The following is a 15,994-nucleotide window of genomic DNA, read 5'->3' as shown; positions in this document are numbered from 1 at the left end:
GCCGAGCCCTGGCGCATGGCAGGTGCCGGTCCCTGGCGCGTGCCGGATGCCGAGCCCTGGCGCGCGTCGTCCGAAGGCGGTGCGTCCGTGAGTGGGGCCGGGGGCGATACGTCCCCATGCGGCTCATCAAGCGGCGCCTCCCCTGGCGGCGTATCCCCAGGCCTTATGGGCGGGAGCGGGAGTGTGTCCTCAGGGAGGCGTTGGGACGGGACGGGTGGGCTGGTGGTCTTGGGCGGAGTCAAATGCCGTGCCCCCTACGGTGAAGGGCGGAAAGGATCGTTGGCGCGGAGACGAGGCCGGCCGCCACCGCCAGGGCGATCGGGGCGCGTGGCTCCCCCAGGCGGGTCATCAGGGCACGGACTGCCCAGCGGGTGGCCTCGCGGCGGTGGCCGAGCGCCGCGTGGGCGAAGGCCAGCTGGCCGCAGACCCGCGCCGCGCCGCGCGGATCCACGGCCAGTTCGGGGTGCCGGGCGAGCATCCAGTCGAGCCCGGCAATGCGGTCCGCCCAGCGGGCGACGTAGTGGGACGCGCCCCAGCGCACCCGGACGAGCGGGCGGTCCACGTACGTGATCGGTCGCCGCTTGGCGGCGCGCAGGGCGAGATCCCAGTCCTCGTTCTGGCCGTTGGGCGCGGTCTCGTCGGCCCACAGGGCGCCGCGCTCGAACAGGAACGTCGACGAGTGCACCATCACCATGCGCGAGCGGGTCAGGTCGTCCGCGGTCACCGTGTCGCGTCCGGCCAGGCGAGGCACTCGGGCCGGTTCGCCGGGCCCGCGCTCCTCCCGTACGTACTCCACCTCGATGCCGCAGCTCGCGAACGCGCCGCCACGGTCGCGCAGCGCCCGCACCTGGGCGGCGAGCTTGCCGGGCAGCCACAGGTCGTCGTCGTCGCAGAAGGCGACGAGATCGGTGCCGCAGGCCGCGATGCCGGTGTTCCTGGCGCCGGGGAGGCCGGGAGTGCGGGTGTTCGGCAGGACCCGTACGGAGGCCGGCACGTCGACGTCGGCCGGGGCGACGCCGTCGGCGACCACCACCACGGACAGGCGACCCGGGTGCTCCTGGCACAGCGCCGACTCCACCGCCTCACGCAGTTGCGCCGGCCGGTCGCCTCTGGTCGGGATCACGACGCCCACCGAAGGGGTCATGGCGCCTCCCGGTAGCCGTACCGGGCCCGAAGGGGCCACGTCAGCGCGTTGACCACCCGGCGGTCGCCGTCACGCATCCCCGTCATCCAGGAGTCGTCCCTGCGCAGCTCGACCCGCCCCACGAGGAAACGCATCGGGTTGCCGGAGGCGGTGTGGGAGGGGCCGAGCCAGACCGTGCGGTCGTCGAGGAACGGCAGGTCCGGCTCCGCGAGGCCGAGTCCGAGCGCCAGTGAGCCGAGCGTGGGGCCGGGGGCGGCGAGCAGGTCCTCGTAGCGGACCCTGACGACGCGGGCCCCGCGCCCCGGCAGGAGCTCGAGTGCGGTGTTCTGGGCGGTCCAGTGGACCGCGGTGCGGGCCGGCCCCCACTGCGTCATGGGCCGCCCGTCCTCAGGGCGTTGCACGGTCCTGGCCCACGAGTGAGCGACGGCGCGAGGGTCCCTGACCACGTGGACGATCCGTACGTCCACCCCGCCGGCGACCAGGCAGCAGGCCAGGGACGCGTGCTTGCTGGAGTCGATCACGACCGGGGCGCCGACGGCCTCGTAGAGGAGCCGGTACGCCTGCACGTACTCGGCCAGGTCCGGGTGCTCGATGCGCGGGATTCTGCGGGTGCGGTCGACCCGCCGTCGCAGCGTCAGGATCCGTCCCACCAGAGCCGGGGTCCATCCGCCGAACGCGCGCTCCCCCACCTGCCGCCAGAAGGGACAGACCGGGAACGGCGCCCCGCACCCGCAGAGCTCCTCCGCGAGCACCCCCCTCTCCCACAGGTGCACTACCTCCCCAAGCGCGACCACGCCGGGCAGCTCGCCCAGGAGCCTCTCGAGCAGTGTTGTGCCACTGCGTCCGAGGCCTCCGAGATAGATGACCCGGGTGGTGGTCGCACGGTCGGTCACGGAGGAGGGCCTTCGCGTCGTGAACACGTAACGCGATGACTCTAGCGCGGAGAGTAATCAGCGGGTCGGGGAACCCGAAAAGATCTACCTAGGTGCGTCGACGATCATGCCGGCGCCGACGGTGCCGTTGGTGGCCTCGTCCACGAGGATGAAGCCTCCGGTGAGCCTGTTACGCCCGTAGTCGTCCACGAACAGCGGCTGCGTGACCCGCAGCGACACCCGCCCGATCTCGTTGAGGCCGAGCGCCGTCGCCGTCTCGTCCCTGTGCAGGGTGTTGACGTCGAGCCGGTAGTGCAGATCGCGGACGAGGGCACGGGCCGTACGGGTGGTGTGCTTGATCGTCAGCTTGGAGCGCGGCGTCAGCTTGAGCCCGTCGGCCATCCAGCAGACCATCGCCTCCAGCTCCTGCGCCACCCGCGGCTGGTTGTTCGGCCGGGCGATCATGTCGCCGCGCGAGATGTCGAGGTCGTCCTCGAAGCGCAGCGTGACCGACATGGGCGGGAACGCCTCCTCGACCGGCCCGTCGAAGGTGTCGATCGAGGCGATGCGCGTCGTGAGCCCGGACGGCAGGTGCACCACCTCGTCACCGGGCTTCAGCACGCCGCCCGCCACCTGGCCCGCGTAGCCGCGGTAGTCGTGGAAGGCGTGCTCAGTGGCCCGCTGCGGGCGGATCACGTACTGGACGGGGAAGCGCACGTCGACCAGGTTGCGGTCGGAGGCGATGTGGACGTTCTCCAGGTGGTGCAGGAGTGACGTGCCGAGGTACCAGGGCATGTTCTCCGAGCGCGAGACCACGTTGTCGCCGTTGAGCGCGGAGATCGGGATGAACGTGAGGTCGGCGACGTTCAGCTTGGACGCGAACGCCGTGAACTCCTCCCTGATCTCCTCGAACCGCTCCTGCGAGTAGCCCACCAGGTCCATCTTGTTGACGGCCAGCACCAAGTGCGGCACCCGCAGCAGCGTGGTCAGGAACGCGTGCCGCCGCGACTGCTCCAGCACGCCCTTGCGGGCGTCGATGAGAATGATCGCCAGGTCGGCCGTGGAGGCCCCGGTGACCATGTTCCTGGTGTACTGGATGTGGCCGGGCGTGTCGGCGATGATGAACTTCCGCTTCGGCGTGGCGAAATAGCGGTACGCCACGTCGATCGTGATGCCCTGCTCCCGCTCGGCCCGCAGGCCGTCGGTGAGCAGCGACAGGTCGGTGTATTCGGTGCCGCGGTCGCGCGAGGTGCGCTCGACCGCCTCGAGCTGGTCCTCGAAGATCGCCTTGGAGTCGAAGAGCAACCGGCCGATGAGGGTGGACTTGCCGTCATCGACGCTTCCCGCGGTGGCAAAGCGAAGAATGTCCATTAGAAGTAGCCTTCCCTCTTGCGATCCTCCATGGCGGCCTCGGACGAGCGGTCGTCGGCCCTGGTGGCCCCGCGCTCAGTGATCCGGGTGGCCGCGATCTCCTCGATGATCTCCTCGACCGTGGCGGCCGTGGACTGCACGGCGCCCGTGCAGGTCATGTCGCCCACCGTGCGGTAGCGCACCACGGCCTCGAACAGCGGCTCGTCGTCGCCGCGCTTGACCACGTCGGCGTCGGGCAGCAGCATGCCGTCGCGCTCGAACACCTTGCGGGTGTGGGCGAAGTAGATGGAGGGGATCTCGATGCCCTCGCGCCTGATGTAGTCCCAGACGTCGAGCTCGGTCCAGTTGGACAGCGGGAAGACGCGGATGTGCTCGCCCTTGCGGATACGCGAGTTGTAGAGGTTCCACAGCTCGGGGCGCTGGTTCTTCGGGTCCCACTGGCCGAAGTCGTCGCGGAAGGAGAAGACCCGCTCCTTGGCGCGGGCCTTCTCCTCGTCGCGGCGTGCGCCGCCGAACACGGCGTCGAACTCGTGGTCCTCGATCGCATCCAGCAGCGTGGTGGTCTGCAGGCGGTTGCGCGACGCGCGCCGCCCGGTCTCCTCGACCACGCGCCCGGCGTCGATGGAGTCCTGCACGCTGGCCACGATCAGCCGCGCGCCCAGCTCGGCGGAGCGGCGGTCGCGGAACTCGATGACCTCGTCGAAGTTGTGGCCGGTGTCGACGTGCATGAGCGGGAAGGGGATCGGCGCCGGCCAGAACGCCTTCTCCGCGATGCGGAGCATGACGATCGAGTCCTTGCCCCCGGAGAAGAGCAGACAGGGATGCTCGAACTCGGCCGCGACCTCGCGCATGATGTGGATGGCCTCGGCCTCGAGCACGTCGAGCTGCGACGTCGTGTAGTCGCGCTGGAGCATGGGAGCTTCCTCCGGCGGTTTAGCGGTGCAGGTCCCGAATCCCGGCGAGCAATGATGTCGCCAGCTCAGGTAGGGAAACCAGGATATCCGGTAGTGAGGGGTCGGCTTGGTTGTAGGTCAGCTCGGAGCCGTCGATCCGGCTCGCGTGAGCCCCGGCGGCCTGGGCGACGGCGACGGGCGCGGCCGAATCCCACTCGTACTGACCCCCGGCGTGTACGTACGCCTCGACCTCGCCGGTGAGCACCGCCGAGATCTTCGCCCCGGCGGACCCGATGGGCACCAGATCGGCCCCGGCGAGGTAGGCCAGCCTCTGGACGAACTCGGGCGGCCGCGTGCGGCTCACCGCGATGCGGAAGCGGCCCCCGTCATAGGAGGGCGGCTTGGGCGGCTCGGCCGTGCTCAACGTACGGCCCTGCGCGGGCAGCGCCACGGCGCCCGCGGTCAGCCTGCCGGCCTCCCACAGCGCCACGTGGACGGCCCAGTCGGACCGGCCCTCCTCGGAGAACTCCCGGGTGCCGTCGAGGGGATCGACGATCCACACCCGTGAGGCGCTGAGCCTGCGCGGGTCGAGCCGCTCCTCGCGCGTGGCCTCCTCCGACAGCACGCTGTCGCTCGGCCGGAGCCTGGCCAGCGACTCCATGAGGAAGATGTGGGAGGAGCGGTCGCCCTCCGCCCGTAGCGCGGACGGGTCGGCGAAACCCGTGCGCTCGCGAACCCGCAGCAGCCGCTCGCCCGCCTCTGCTGCCAGATCAGCGGCGAGTGCGTGGTCGTCGCGAATCGTCATCAATAAGCTCCTTGCCCGCGGGCGACGGCCGACCAGGTTTTCCACAGGATCTGGAGGTCGAGCGTGAGGGACCAGTTTTCAACGTAACGCAGGTCGAGACGTACGGATTCCTCCCAAGATAGGTCAGATCTACCACTGACCTGCCACAGCCCGGTCAGGCCGGGCCGTACGAGGAGGCGTCTGCGCACGTCGTCGCCGTAACGCACCACCTCGTCGGGCAGCGGAGGGCGGGGGCCGACGAGCGACATGTGACCGAGCACGACGTTGATGAGCTGCGGCAGCTCGTCAAGGGAGTGGCGGCGCATGCGCGCGCCCAGCGGCGTGACCCGCGGATCGTTCCTGATCTTGAACAGCACACCCTCGCGGTCGCTGACCAGGGTGATCTTCTGCTGCTCCGAGCCACGCCGCATGGTGCGAAATTTCAGGATCGTGAACAGCCGGCCGTCCCTGCCCACCCTGGTCTGCCTGAACAGCGCGGGCCCCGGGCTCGTCGCGCGTACGGCCACCGCCAGCCCCGCCAGCAGGGGCGTGAGCAGCACCAGGAGCGCGGCCGCGACCATCCGGTCGAAGACGTTCTTGACCAGCTGCCGCGCCCCGGCCAGCTCGGGATGCTCCACGTGGAGCAGCGGGAGCCCGGCGACCGGTCTGATCGTGGTGCGCGGCCCGGCCACGTCCATCAAGGCAGGCGCCACCACCAGCTCGGTGTGCGTGCGCTCCAGCCGCCAGGCCAGCCGCCGCAGCGCCTGGCCGTCCATCTCGGGGCAGGCCAGCACGGCCACGGTGTCTGCGGCGAGCTGCTCGACCACGATCGGCACGTCGCTGAGGTCGCCCGCGACGGGCACCTCTCCCACGCGGTCGCCCGGCGTGCCGCCCGGCAGGCAGGCGGCCACGACGTCCATGCCGTGGTGACGCTCCCGCTTGAAGAGCCGCACCAGCTCCTCGACCGAGGCCGCATGACCGACCGCGACGACCTTGCGCATGCACTCTCCCGCCGCCCTGCGACGGTGCAGGGCGCGGCGCAGCGCGTACCTGAGAATCAGCGTGAGCAGCGTGACCAGCGGTAGCGCGAGCACGACGTAGCCGCGGGCGACGTCGGTCTTGGTCAGGTAGGAGCCGATGGCGGTGCCCGCGGTCAGCGCCACGCCCGCCTGCATGACCCTGCGGAACTCCTCGGAGCCGACGCCGAGCATGCGCGGCTCGTAGGCCCGGTTGAGCGCCACCGCGCACGCCCACGCCACCGGGAGGGCCAGGCTCACCAGCAGGTACGGCAGCACGTACGGCGTGAGCCCGCCGAAGCGCCCGTAGAAGGCGATCCCGGCCCCGGCCGCCGCCCCGCAGAGGTCGGCCAGCACGGCACGCAACCGGTAGGAGCGGACCCAGGTGGGCGTGCGCGGGCCGACCCGCCAGGAGGCCGCGTGGCCAGGTCTGACGACGGTCATGAGTCCCTCATCACGCACACGTGCCTCCAGGTGACCATTCTGGAACAGACAGTCACTGATCGTAGCCGTACTGGAGGCCGGGAACCGGTGAACGGACCTATGCGGCGATCAGCGTGGAGGGCCCGAAATGTGGAGATCAGACCGGTGGAAGTCGTTCTGGGTGACCTCCAGGCCGCGGGTCATCAGCGACTCCACGACGTCGGCCGCCCGGTCCACGAGGAAGGGCAGGTCCTTGCGCTCCATGGTGGCGAAGTCCTTGAGCACGAAGGAGGCGGGGTCCATGCGGCCGGGCGGGCGCCCGATGCCGAAGCGGACGCGCAGGTAGTCGCGGGTGCCGAGGACCTTGGTGATCGACTTGAGGCCGTTGTGGCCGTTGTCGCCGCCGCCGAGCTTGGCCCGGAGGGCGCCGTACGGGACGTCGAGCTCGTCGTGGACGACGATCAGCCGGTCAGGGCCGATCTTGTAGAAGTCGGAGAGCGCCTTGACGGGCCCGCCGGAGAGGTTCATGTAGGTGAGGGGCTTGGCCAGGATGGCGGTGCTGGTCTCGCAGACCTCGGCCCTGCTCTTGTGCGCTTTGAACCGCCCGCCTGCCCTGGCCGCGAGCTCGTCGAGCACCATGAAGCCCGCGTTGTGCCTGTTGCCCGCGTACTCGGGCCCGGGATTGCCCAGTCCGGCGATCAGCCAGCGATCCATTTGCACCCCTCACAGCGGAACGGGGCGGCTCGAGTCCGGCCACCCCGTTCACGAATCGGACCCGTTACTCGGCGGCGGGGGCCTCGGCGGTCTCGCCCTCGGCGGCGGCCTCGGCGACCTCGCCCTCGGCGGCCTCCTCGCCCTCCTCCGGCGCCTCGACCGGCTTGGCGATGACCTGGAGGATGACCGTGTCCAGGTCGGCGACCAGCGTGGCGCCCTGCGGGAGCTGGAGGTCACCGGCGGTGATGACGGTGCCGATCTCCCGGCCCTCGACGTCGACCTCGACGCCGGTCGGGATGTGGGTGGCCTCGGCCTCGATCGCGACCGAGACGAGCTGCTGGTCGAGCAGGCCGTCGGTGTGGACGTCGCCGACCGTGGTGACCGGGATCTCGACGGTGACCTTCTCGCCGCGCTTGACCAGGAGCAGGTCGACGTGCTCGACGAAGCCCTTGATCGGGTCGCGCTGCACGCCCTTGGGCAGGGCCAGCTCGTCGACGCCCTCACCCTTGAGGTGGATCAGCACGTTGGGCGTGCGGAGCGCGAGCAGCACCTCGTGGCCGGGCAGGGTCAGGTGCTTGGGGTCGATGCCGTGGCCGTAGAGAACGGCGGGCACCTTGTCGGCGCGGCGGATCTTGCGAGCGGCGCCCTTGCCGAACGTGGTGCGCGGCTCGGCGGCGATACGTACTTCAGACACGACATCTCCTAGGGATGCATGGGGATCGGTGTGTCGGCGCTCTCCCTCACCCGCCCTAGCGGAAGGCGTTACGAGCGCAACCGTGCCAGTCTACAGCGCTGTCCGCCGAGCTCCGCTCGGAAGGCCGTGATGGGTGTCCTCGCTTCGCTGCGGATCCATCACGGCTTAAGACTCCCCCTCGAACAGGCTGGTGACCGAACCGTCCTGGAAGATCTCGGTGATCGCGCGGGCGATGAGCGGCGCGATCGACAGGATCGTCAGCTTGTCGAACCTGCTGGTCTCCGGCAGCGGCAGCGTGTTGGTCACGATGACCTCGGAGATCCGGGAGTTCTTCAGCCGGTCCACGGCAGGGTCGGAGAAGACCGCGTGGGTGGCGGCGGTGATCACGTTGGTGGCGCCCTGCTCGTAGAGGGCGTCGGCGGCCTTGCAGATGGTGCCCGCGGTGTCGATCATGTCGTCGATCAGCACGCAGGTGCGGCCGCGTACCTTTCCGACGACCTCGCTGACCTTCACCTGGTTGGCCACGTCGAGGTCGCGGCGCTTGTGGATGAACGCCAGCGGCGTGCCGAGCGTGTCGGCCCAGCGCTCCGACAGGCGCACGCGCCCGGTGTCGGGCGAGACGATGGTCGTGTTCTCCAGGTCGAGCTTGTTCTTGAGGTAGCTCTCCAACACCGGCATGGCGAACAGGTGGTCCACCGGGCCGTCGAAGAAGCCCTGGATCTGCGAGGTGTGCAGGTCGATCGACATGAGCCGGTCGGCGCCCGCGGTCTTGAACAGGTCGGCCATCAGCCTGGCCGTGATCGGCTCGCGGCCGCGCCCCTTCTTGTCCTGACGGGCGTAGCCGAAGAACGGCATCACCACGGTGATGCGCTTGGCGGAGGCCCGCTTCAGCGCGTCGACCATGATGAGCTGTTCCATGATCCACTGGTTGATGGGGGCGGTGTGGCTCTGGATGACGAAGGCGTCGCAGCCTCGTACGGACTCCAGATAGCGGGCGTAGATCTCGCCGTTGGCGAAGTCGATCAGCTTGGTGGGGGTCAGGGAGACGCCGACGTGCTGGGCGACCTCCTCGGCCAGCTCAGGATAGGCCCGGCCGGAGAAGAGCATGAGGTTCTTCTCGCCCGGTTGTTTGATGCTGGTCATGAGCCCTCCCTCGTCGGTCTCATGACCGGGCTGCTGTGCTTATTGATGACCTCGACAAGCTCGGTCATGTCCCACTCTCCTGCTGCTCTTGCTCGGCCAGCGCCCGCTCGGCGGCCGCGGCCGACTTCGTGCCCGCGCGCCTGCGCAAGACCCACTTCTCGATGTTGCGCTGCCTCGCTCGGGCGACGCCGATGGCGCCAGGGGGCACGTCGCTGTCGATGACGGAGCCGGCGGCCGTGTAGGCGCCGTCCCCGACGGTCACGGGAGCGACGAGCATCGAGTCGCAGCCCACGAACGCGCCGTCGCGCACGGTGGAGCGATGCTTGTTGACCCCGTCGTAGTTGACGAAGACCACGGCGGCGCCGATGTTGACGTCGTCACCGATCGTGGCGTCTCCCGCGTAGGACAGGTGCGGCACCTTGGAGCGCTCGCCGACCTGGGTGTTCTTCATCTCGACGAACGTGCCGGCCTTGGACCTGCGGCCGAGCACCGTGCCGGGGCGCAGGTACGCGTAGGGGCCGACGTTGGCCTCCGGGCCGATCTCGGCGCTGTCGCAGACGGCGTTGCGGACCGTCGCCCCCTCGCCGACGCGGGTGTCGGTCAGCGTGGTGGCGGGGCCGACCTCGGCACCGGTCTCGATGACGGTGTCGCCGTGGAGCTGGGTGCCGGGGTGGATGACCGTGTCGGGCGCGATGCGCACGCCGACATCGATCCAGGTGCTACCGGGGTCGACGATCGTCACCCCGGCGCGCATGTGGTCTTCGAGCAGGCGCTCGTTGAGCACCTTACGGGCGGCGGCGAGCTGCACCCGGTCGTTGACGCCCTCGACCTCGACGCGGTCGCCCGCCACGCAGGCGCCGACCCGGTGGCCGTCGCCGCGCAGGATGGCCAGGACATCGGTGAGGTACTCCTCGCCCTGGGCGTTGTCGGTGGACACGCGCTTGACGGCGTCGGCGAGGAGGGCGCCGTCGAAGGCGTAGATGCCGGAGTTCATCTCCTTGATGGCGCGCTGCTCCGGAGTGGCGTCCTTCTCCTCGACGATCTCCAGCACGGCGCCGCTCTCGTCGCGGATGATCCGCCCGTAGCCGGTCGGATCGGGCACATGGGCGGTCAGCACGGTGACCGCGTTGCCCTCGGTCGCGTGCCGTTCGAGCAGCTCGGCGAGGGTCTGGGTGCGAAGAAGCGGCACGTCCCCGTACGTGACCAGCACCGTGCCGGAGATCTCGCCGACCTCCTCGATCACGGTGCGCACCGCGTGGCCGGTGCCGCGCTGCTCACGCTGGACGACGGCACGGGCGTCGGGGCTGGTGGCGGCCAGGTGGCCGCCGACCCGCTCCAGCGCGTGGCCGATGACGACGATCAGCTGCTCGGGACCGAGGTCGCGGGCGGCTGCGAGCATGTGGTCCACCAATGCACGGCCACATAGCTCGTGCAGGACCTTCGGGGTCTGGCTCTTCATCCGGGTGCCCTCGCCGGCGGCGAGGACGATGACGGCTGCCGGGCGCGGCACACTCACGGACTGAGGCTCCCTGTGACTGGACGGATCAGGGCATTCGGTACGTCTACCGCACCGCTACCCTCCCGACACCGTGAGGATACCTGGCCGCGCCCCGAACCTTCGCGCCGGGGAGCAGGTCACAGCTCCCGGAAGAGGACTCGAACCCCTACAAAGTGGACCAAAACCACTTGTCCTGCCGATTAGACGATCCGGGATAGATCGGACGCCTGGCGTCCGACACTCCCCTACGATACCGAGCCCGCACCCCGGCGCGCGCCCGTAATTAGCTCCCGTACCGGAGCGAGGCGGAACTCTCCTGGTAGTGACGGCGCTCGGCGCGTCATCTGCATAACAGACCGCCCTAAAGGGCACAAGACACGAACCCCACCCACCTTGCCGCGCACAGAGTCAGCTTCCCCACATTCACGGCTTAGGGCTTCCTTACTTACGCTGGCGTAGGTTACGGTTGCGTAGCCAGGACATTCATCCTCATACATGCCGTTGGAGGTCGTCCATGACCGTTCTCGCCGAGCGCCCAGCGCCAGCCCCGAAGCCCGACTTCGAACCCGAGCCGAAATCCAAGGCAGAGCTGTTCACCTTCGGGCTGGTCGTCGGACTGCCGCTGATCGCGGTCGCGGTCGCGGTGCCGTTCGCCTGGGGATGGGGCCTGGGCTGGACGGACATCGCCATCTCCTTCGTCTTCTACGTGGTCTCCGGGCTCGGCGTGACCGTCGGGCTGCACCGCTACTTCACCCACGGCTCGTTCAAGGCCAAGCGCCCGCTGAAGATCGCGATGGGCATCGCGGGCAGCCTGTCGCTGGAGATGTCCGTGCTCGACTGGGTGGCCACGCACCGCAAGCACCACAAGTTCTCCGACAAGGAGGGCGACCCGCACTCGCCGTGGCGTTTCGGGCCCGGCTTCAAGTCCATGTCCAAGGGCCTGCTCTACGCCCACATGGGCTGGCTGTTCGAGAGCGAGCGGACCAACAGGGAGAAGTACGCCCCGGACCTGTGCAAGGACCAGGACGTGCTCAAGCTGCACAAGTGGTTCGGCGCGCTCGCCATCTCCTCGATCGTGCTCCCCGGCGTGATCGGCGGGCTCGTCACCTGGTCCTGGCAGGGCGCGGTGACCGCGCTGTTCTGGGGCTCGATCGTACGCATCGGGCTGCTGCACCACGTGACCTGGTCGATCAACTCGATCTGCCACGTCTTCGGCGAGGAGGACTTCCAAGTGCGCGACAAGTCGCGCAACGTCTGGTGGCTGGCCATCCCGTCCTTCGGCGAGTCGTGGCACAACCTGCACCACTCCGACCCGACCTGCGCCCGCCACGGCGTGCTCAAGGGGCAGATCGACCTGAGCGCCGGCCTCATCCGGATCTTCGAGCGGCTCGGCTGGGTGTACGACGTCCGCTGGCCGACGCCTGAGCGTCTGGCGGCGAAGCGCATTGCCTGACGCCGATCAGCCGACGAACGGTCACGTATCGGTGGCCGTCATTATGGAGACCGTGACCGAACCCCGATCTCGCAGGCGTATGTCCGGTAGCGAGCGCAGAGAGCAGCTGATCCAGATCAGCCGCACCCTCTTCGCGGAGAAGGGGTTCGACGGGACCTCTATCGAGGAAATCGCAGCTACCGCACAGGTGTCGAAACCCGTGGTATATGAGCATTTCGGCGGCAAGGAAGGCGTCTACGCGGTCGTGGTGGATCGCGAGATGCAGAAGTTGCTCGGCATGATCACCGAGGGTCTGGCCGCAGCCCATTCACTGGTCAAGCTGGAGCGGGCCGCGCTGGCGCTGCTCCAGTACATCGAGGAGAGCAGCGAGGGCTTCCGCATCCTCGTACGCGACTCCCACGCCGCCTCCGGCACCGGCACGTTCGCGAGCCTGATCAACGAGATCGCCAGCCAGGTCGAGGACGTTCTGGCCGACGAGTTCGCGGCGCGCGGCTACGACCCCAAGCTCGCGCCGATGTACGCCCAGATGCTGGTCGGCATGGTGGCGCTGACCGGGCAGTGGTGGCTCGACGTACGCAAGCCGGGGCGCGAGGAGGTCGCCGCCCACCTGGTCAACCTGGCCTGGAACGGCCTGACCGGGCTCAACCCCAGCCCCTCGATCACCGCCATGACCCGCGGGCAGTCCGCCGCCCCGGTCAGGCCGCGCACCACCAGCGAGAAGGAGCTGCGCGAGCTGGAGAAGGCGCGCGAGAAGGAGCTCAAGGAGGCCGAGAAGGCACGGCAGAAGGAGCTCAAGGAGGCGGAGAAGGCACGGGTGCGCGAGCTCAAGGAGCGGGAGCGGCTGCTGAAGGAGGCGGAGAAGGCGCGCGAGCGCGAGGAGAAGATCCGCCAGCGCGAGGCCCGCCTGGCCGAACGCGCCGCCCGCCTCGAACAGGCGGACCATCCGGAGTGATTGCGGGGCCGGGCCGTGGGCTTGAACAGCGGGGATGGCCTGGGTGACGATTGAGTAGAGCGTGGCTGACCAGCCGGGACGAGCCGTTGCGGTTGCGTTAACGTTCTGTTCAATCAATCGGGGCAATATAGGTCATATGTCCGCGGAACCGTTCCAAGCCCCCAACGACCTGCCCCTGCCTCAGGAGCGGTTTCTCAATCGCGAGGAGAGCTGGCTCCAGTTCAACGAGCGCGTCCTCGAGCTCGCCGAGGATCCGACGGTCCCGCTTCTGGAGCGGGTGCGCTTTCTGGCGATCTTCGCGAGCAATCTCGACGAGTTCTTCCGCGTACGGGTCGCGGGGCTGAAACGGCGCATGGCCACCGGCCTGCTGCTGCGCACCAAGAGCGGGTTGAAGCCGCGCGAGGAGCTGGCCAGGATCGGCACGATCGCCGACGAGCTGGCCAAGCGGCACGCGGCGGTCTTCCACCAGCAGATCTGCCCGCAACTGGCGTCCGAGGGCATCGAGATCGTCAGGTGGGACGACCTGGGCCGCGAGGAGCGTACGGAGCTGCGCAAGCTGTTCAGGGAGCGGATCAGGCCGGTGCTGACGCCGCTGGCCGTGGACCCCGCGCACCCTTTTCCCTATATTTCGGGGCTCAGCCTGAATCTAGCGGTTCTGGTGCGTAATCCGGCCACCGATCATACGGTTTTCGCGCGGGTCAAGGTTCCGTCGCAGTTGCCCCGGTTCGTACCTGCCTCGAAAGACAGATTCGTCCCGCTCGAAGACGTCATCGCTGCGCATCTGGGACAGCTCTTCAAGGGCATGGAGATCCTCCAGCACCACGTTTTCCGCGTCACCAGGAACGAGGATCTCGACGTGGACGAGGACGTCACCGAGAACCTCATGCAGGCCCTGGAGAAGGAGCTGCTCAAGCGGCGTTTCGGCCCGCCCGTGCGGCTGGAGGTCGAGAACACGATCACGCCGGAGGTGCTGGCGCCGCTGGTGGAGGAGCTGGAGCTGGCGCCGCACGAGATCTACCGCGTGCAGGGCCCGCTCGACCTGTCGGGGCTGCACGCCATCGCCGATCTGGAGCGGGGCGAGCTGAGCTACCGGCCGTTCGTGCCCGCCGAGGTGATCACCGCCGAGGACGACATCTTCTCGATCCTGCGCGAGCGCGACGTGCTGCTGCACCACCCGTACGACTCGTTCGCCACCAGCGTGCAGCGCTTCATCGAGGTGGCCGCGGCCGACCCCAGGGTGCTGGCGATCAAGCAGACCCTCTACCGCACCAGCGGCGAGTCCCCCATCGTGGACGCGCTGATCGACGCGGCCGAGGCGGGCAAGCAGGTCGTGGTGGTCGTGGAGATCAAGGCCCGTTTCGACGAGCACGCGAACATCTCCTGGGCCCGCAAGCTGGAAAGGGCCGGCTGCCACGTCGTCTACGGCGTGGTCGGGCTGAAGACCCACTGCAAGCTCGCGCTCGTGGTCCGCCAGGAGCCGTCGGGCGAGCTGCGCCGCTACTGCCACATCGGCACCGGCAACTACAACCCCAAGACCGCCAGGCAGTACGAGGACTTCGGCCTGCTCACGGCGGACCCGCTGGTCGGGGAGGATGTGACGGACCTGTTCATCCACCTGACCGGCTACTCCCACCATTCGGCCTACCGCCGCCTGCTGGTCGCGCCCCACTCCATGCGCAGCGGGCTGCTGGCCAGGATCGAGCGGGAGATCGCCCACGCGCAGGCGGGGCGGCCCGCGAGGATCAGGATCAAGACGAACTCCCTGGTGGACGAGCCGATCATCGACGCGCTCTACCGGGCGTCCAGGGCCGGCGTGCCGGTGGACGTGTGGGTGCGGGGCATCTGCAGCCTCCGCCCAGGGATCCCCGATCTGTCCGAAAATATCCGCGTAAGGTCGGTCCTGGGACGCTTCCTTGAGCACTCCCGGGTGTACGAGTTCGGCCTGGGCCGCCGGCCCGAGGTCTGGATCGGCAGCGCCGACCTCATGCGCAGGAACCTCGATCGCCGCGTCGAAGCCCTGGTCAAGGTGACCTCGCCGCAGCACAAGGCCTACCTCATCGAGCTGATGGACCTGGCCATGGCCGACACCACGAACGCGTGGTGGCTCAACTCCGATGGCACGTGGGCCCGCCATCCGGGAGAGGACCCCCAGAGCCATCTCATCGGCACGCGCCGCTGGAGGACCGTTGATGACTGACCTGCTCCGCGCCGCCGGAGCCGTGGTCTGGAGGGGCGAGGAGAGCCGCCCCGAGGTTGCCGTCATCCACCGACCGACCTACGACGACTGGACCTTCCCCAAGGGCAAGCTGAAGTCTGGAGAGCACGAGATCGCCGCCGCCCTGCGCGAGGTGAACGAGGAGACGGGCCTGACCGTGCTGCTCGGCCGCGCGCTGCCGCCCGTCCACTACCTCAGCGCCGGCCGGCTCAAGCGGGTGGACTACTGGGTGGCGCGGGTGGCCGGCGACGACGGGTTCTCCCCCGGCGACGATGAGGTGGACGAGCTGCGCTGGCTGCCGGTTGAGGAGGCCAGGCGGCTGCTGACGTACGAATGGGACGTGGGGCTGCTGCGCGCGCTGCGGGCCGCCCCGCTCGAGACGGTGCCCCTCGTGCTCGTACGGCACGGCTCGGCCGGCTCCAGGAACGAGTGGCAGGACGACGACGCGCTGCGCCCGCTCGACGCCGACGGCCGGTCCCAGGCGGCGAACCTGGTCACCGCGCTGCCCGCCTACCGGCCCGAGCTGCTGATCAGCTCACCCACCGCCCGGTGCGTCCAGACCCTGGAGCCGTACGCGGCCGGAGTCGGGGCGGAGATCAAGCCCGAGCCGCTGCTCGGCGAGGAGAGCTACGACCCGGACACGACGACCGACCTGGTCAGCCGGATCGCGGTGCCCGCGGCCGTGTGCAGCCACCGCAAGGTGCTGCCCGAGCTGGTCAGGACGTTGAGCGGCCAGGGCGTGCATCTGCGCAAGGGCGCGTTCGCCGTGCTGCACAGGGCGGGCGAGCGCGTCGTCAGCGTCGAGCGCTACACGACCTGATC

The 15,994-nt window shown here is 69.3% G+C and carries 14 protein-coding genes and 1 tRNA gene; 4 read left to right on the top strand and 11 right to left on the bottom strand.

All coding sequences use genetic code 11. From position 1 onward, the window contains the following. Positions 1 to 238: 238 nt before the first annotated feature. The 11 genes from ABD830_RS47750 to ABD830_RS47700 all read right to left on the bottom strand — a co-directional run bounded on the left by ABD830_RS47750 (position 239) and on the right by ABD830_RS47700 (position 10,767). A complete protein-coding gene (locus ABD830_RS47750; protein WP_345002162.1) occupies positions 239 to 1,144 on the bottom strand; it encodes a glycosyltransferase family 2 protein in 906 nt (301 codons plus the stop codon). Next, positions 1,141 to 2,037, bottom strand: coding sequence for a sulfotransferase (locus tag ABD830_RS47745; RefSeq protein WP_345002161.1), 897 nt, complete (start codon positions 2,035 to 2,037; stop codon positions 1,141 to 1,143). The genes ABD830_RS47750 and ABD830_RS47745 overlap by 4 nt, the downstream gene beginning before the upstream one ends. Before the next feature lie 84 nt (positions 2,038 to 2,121). Next, positions 2,122 to 3,387: a sulfate adenylyltransferase subunit CysN gene (cysN, locus tag ABD830_RS47740; protein ID WP_345002160.1), complete on the bottom strand. Its 1,266-nt coding sequence runs from the start codon at positions 3,385 to 3,387 to the stop codon at positions 2,122 to 2,124. Next, a complete protein-coding gene (gene cysD / locus ABD830_RS47735) occupies positions 3,387 to 4,301 on the bottom strand; it encodes a sulfate adenylyltransferase subunit CysD (RefSeq protein ID WP_345002159.1) in 915 nt (304 codons plus the stop codon). The genes cysN and cysD overlap by 1 nt, the downstream gene beginning before the upstream one ends. A 19-nt stretch (positions 4,302 to 4,320) precedes the next feature. Beyond that, a complete protein-coding gene (locus ABD830_RS47730) occupies positions 4,321 to 5,085 on the bottom strand; it encodes a 3'(2'),5'-bisphosphate nucleotidase CysQ (protein ID WP_345002158.1) in 765 nt (254 codons plus the stop codon). Continuing rightward, positions 5,085 to 6,524 (bottom strand): sugar transferase, encoded by a 1,440-nt coding sequence (locus tag ABD830_RS47725; RefSeq protein ID WP_345002157.1) that lies wholly within the window; start codon positions 6,522 to 6,524, stop codon positions 5,085 to 5,087. The genes ABD830_RS47730 and ABD830_RS47725 overlap by 1 nt, the downstream gene beginning before the upstream one ends. Before the next feature lie 108 nt (positions 6,525 to 6,632). Further along, the gene (pth, locus tag ABD830_RS47720; protein ID WP_345002156.1) at positions 6,633 to 7,217 is read right to left on the bottom strand and encodes an aminoacyl-tRNA hydrolase; all 585 of its coding nucleotides are present in this window, start codon (positions 7,215 to 7,217) and stop codon (positions 6,633 to 6,635) included. 64 nt (positions 7,218 to 7,281) lie between these two features. Continuing rightward, positions 7,282 to 7,911 carry a 50S ribosomal protein L25/general stress protein Ctc gene (locus ABD830_RS47715; RefSeq protein WP_345002155.1) on the bottom strand — a complete coding sequence of 210 codons (630 nt, stop codon included), beginning with the start codon at positions 7,909 to 7,911 and terminating at the stop codon, positions 7,282 to 7,284. A gap of 165 nt (positions 7,912 to 8,076) precedes the next feature. Then, complete coding sequence (locus ABD830_RS47710; RefSeq protein ID WP_345002154.1) at positions 8,077 to 9,054, bottom strand: ribose-phosphate diphosphokinase; 978 nt, start codon at positions 9,052 to 9,054, stop codon at positions 8,077 to 8,079. A gap of 64 nt (positions 9,055 to 9,118) precedes the next feature. Then, positions 9,119 to 10,570, bottom strand: coding sequence for a bifunctional UDP-N-acetylglucosamine diphosphorylase/glucosamine-1-phosphate N-acetyltransferase GlmU (glmU, locus tag ABD830_RS47705; RefSeq protein WP_345002153.1), 1,452 nt, complete (start codon positions 10,568 to 10,570; stop codon positions 9,119 to 9,121). Between the two features lie 125 nt (positions 10,571 to 10,695). Further along, positions 10,696 to 10,767 (bottom strand) — tRNA-Gln (locus tag ABD830_RS47700). A 299-nt stretch (positions 10,768 to 11,066) separates the two neighbouring features. On the opposite strand from ABD830_RS47700, the gene ABD830_RS47695 reads away from it, so the two are divergent. From ABD830_RS47695 to ABD830_RS47680, 4 genes are all read left to right on the top strand, one after another. Next, entirely contained in the window at positions 11,067 to 12,005 is a 939-nt protein-coding gene (locus ABD830_RS47695) for an acyl-CoA desaturase (protein WP_345002152.1), read from the top strand. A 43-nt stretch (positions 12,006 to 12,048) separates the two neighbouring features. After that, the gene (locus tag ABD830_RS47690) at positions 12,049 to 12,957 is read left to right on the top strand and encodes a TetR/AcrR family transcriptional regulator (protein WP_378520718.1); all 909 of its coding nucleotides are present in this window, start codon (positions 12,049 to 12,051) and stop codon (positions 12,955 to 12,957) included. Positions 12,958 to 13,093: 136 nt separating this feature from the next. After that, on the top strand, positions 13,094 to 15,154 hold the full coding sequence (locus ABD830_RS47685; RefSeq protein WP_345002150.1) for an RNA degradosome polyphosphate kinase: 2,061 nt from the start codon (positions 13,094 to 13,096) through the stop codon (positions 15,152 to 15,154). Next, entirely contained in the window at positions 15,147 to 15,992 is an 846-nt protein-coding gene (locus ABD830_RS47680) for an NUDIX hydrolase (protein WP_345002149.1), read from the top strand. The genes ABD830_RS47685 and ABD830_RS47680 overlap by 8 nt, the downstream gene beginning before the upstream one ends. Positions 15,993 to 15,994: the final 2 nt, after the last annotated feature.

Origin of the sequence: Nonomuraea helvata (assembly GCF_039535785.1) — a bacterium.
Taxonomy (GTDB): Bacteria; Actinomycetota; Actinomycetes; order Streptosporangiales; family Streptosporangiaceae; genus Nonomuraea; species Nonomuraea helvata.
Note: the sequence above shows the minus strand (reverse complement) of the source record. Positions and strands in the feature narration are given on the sequence as shown.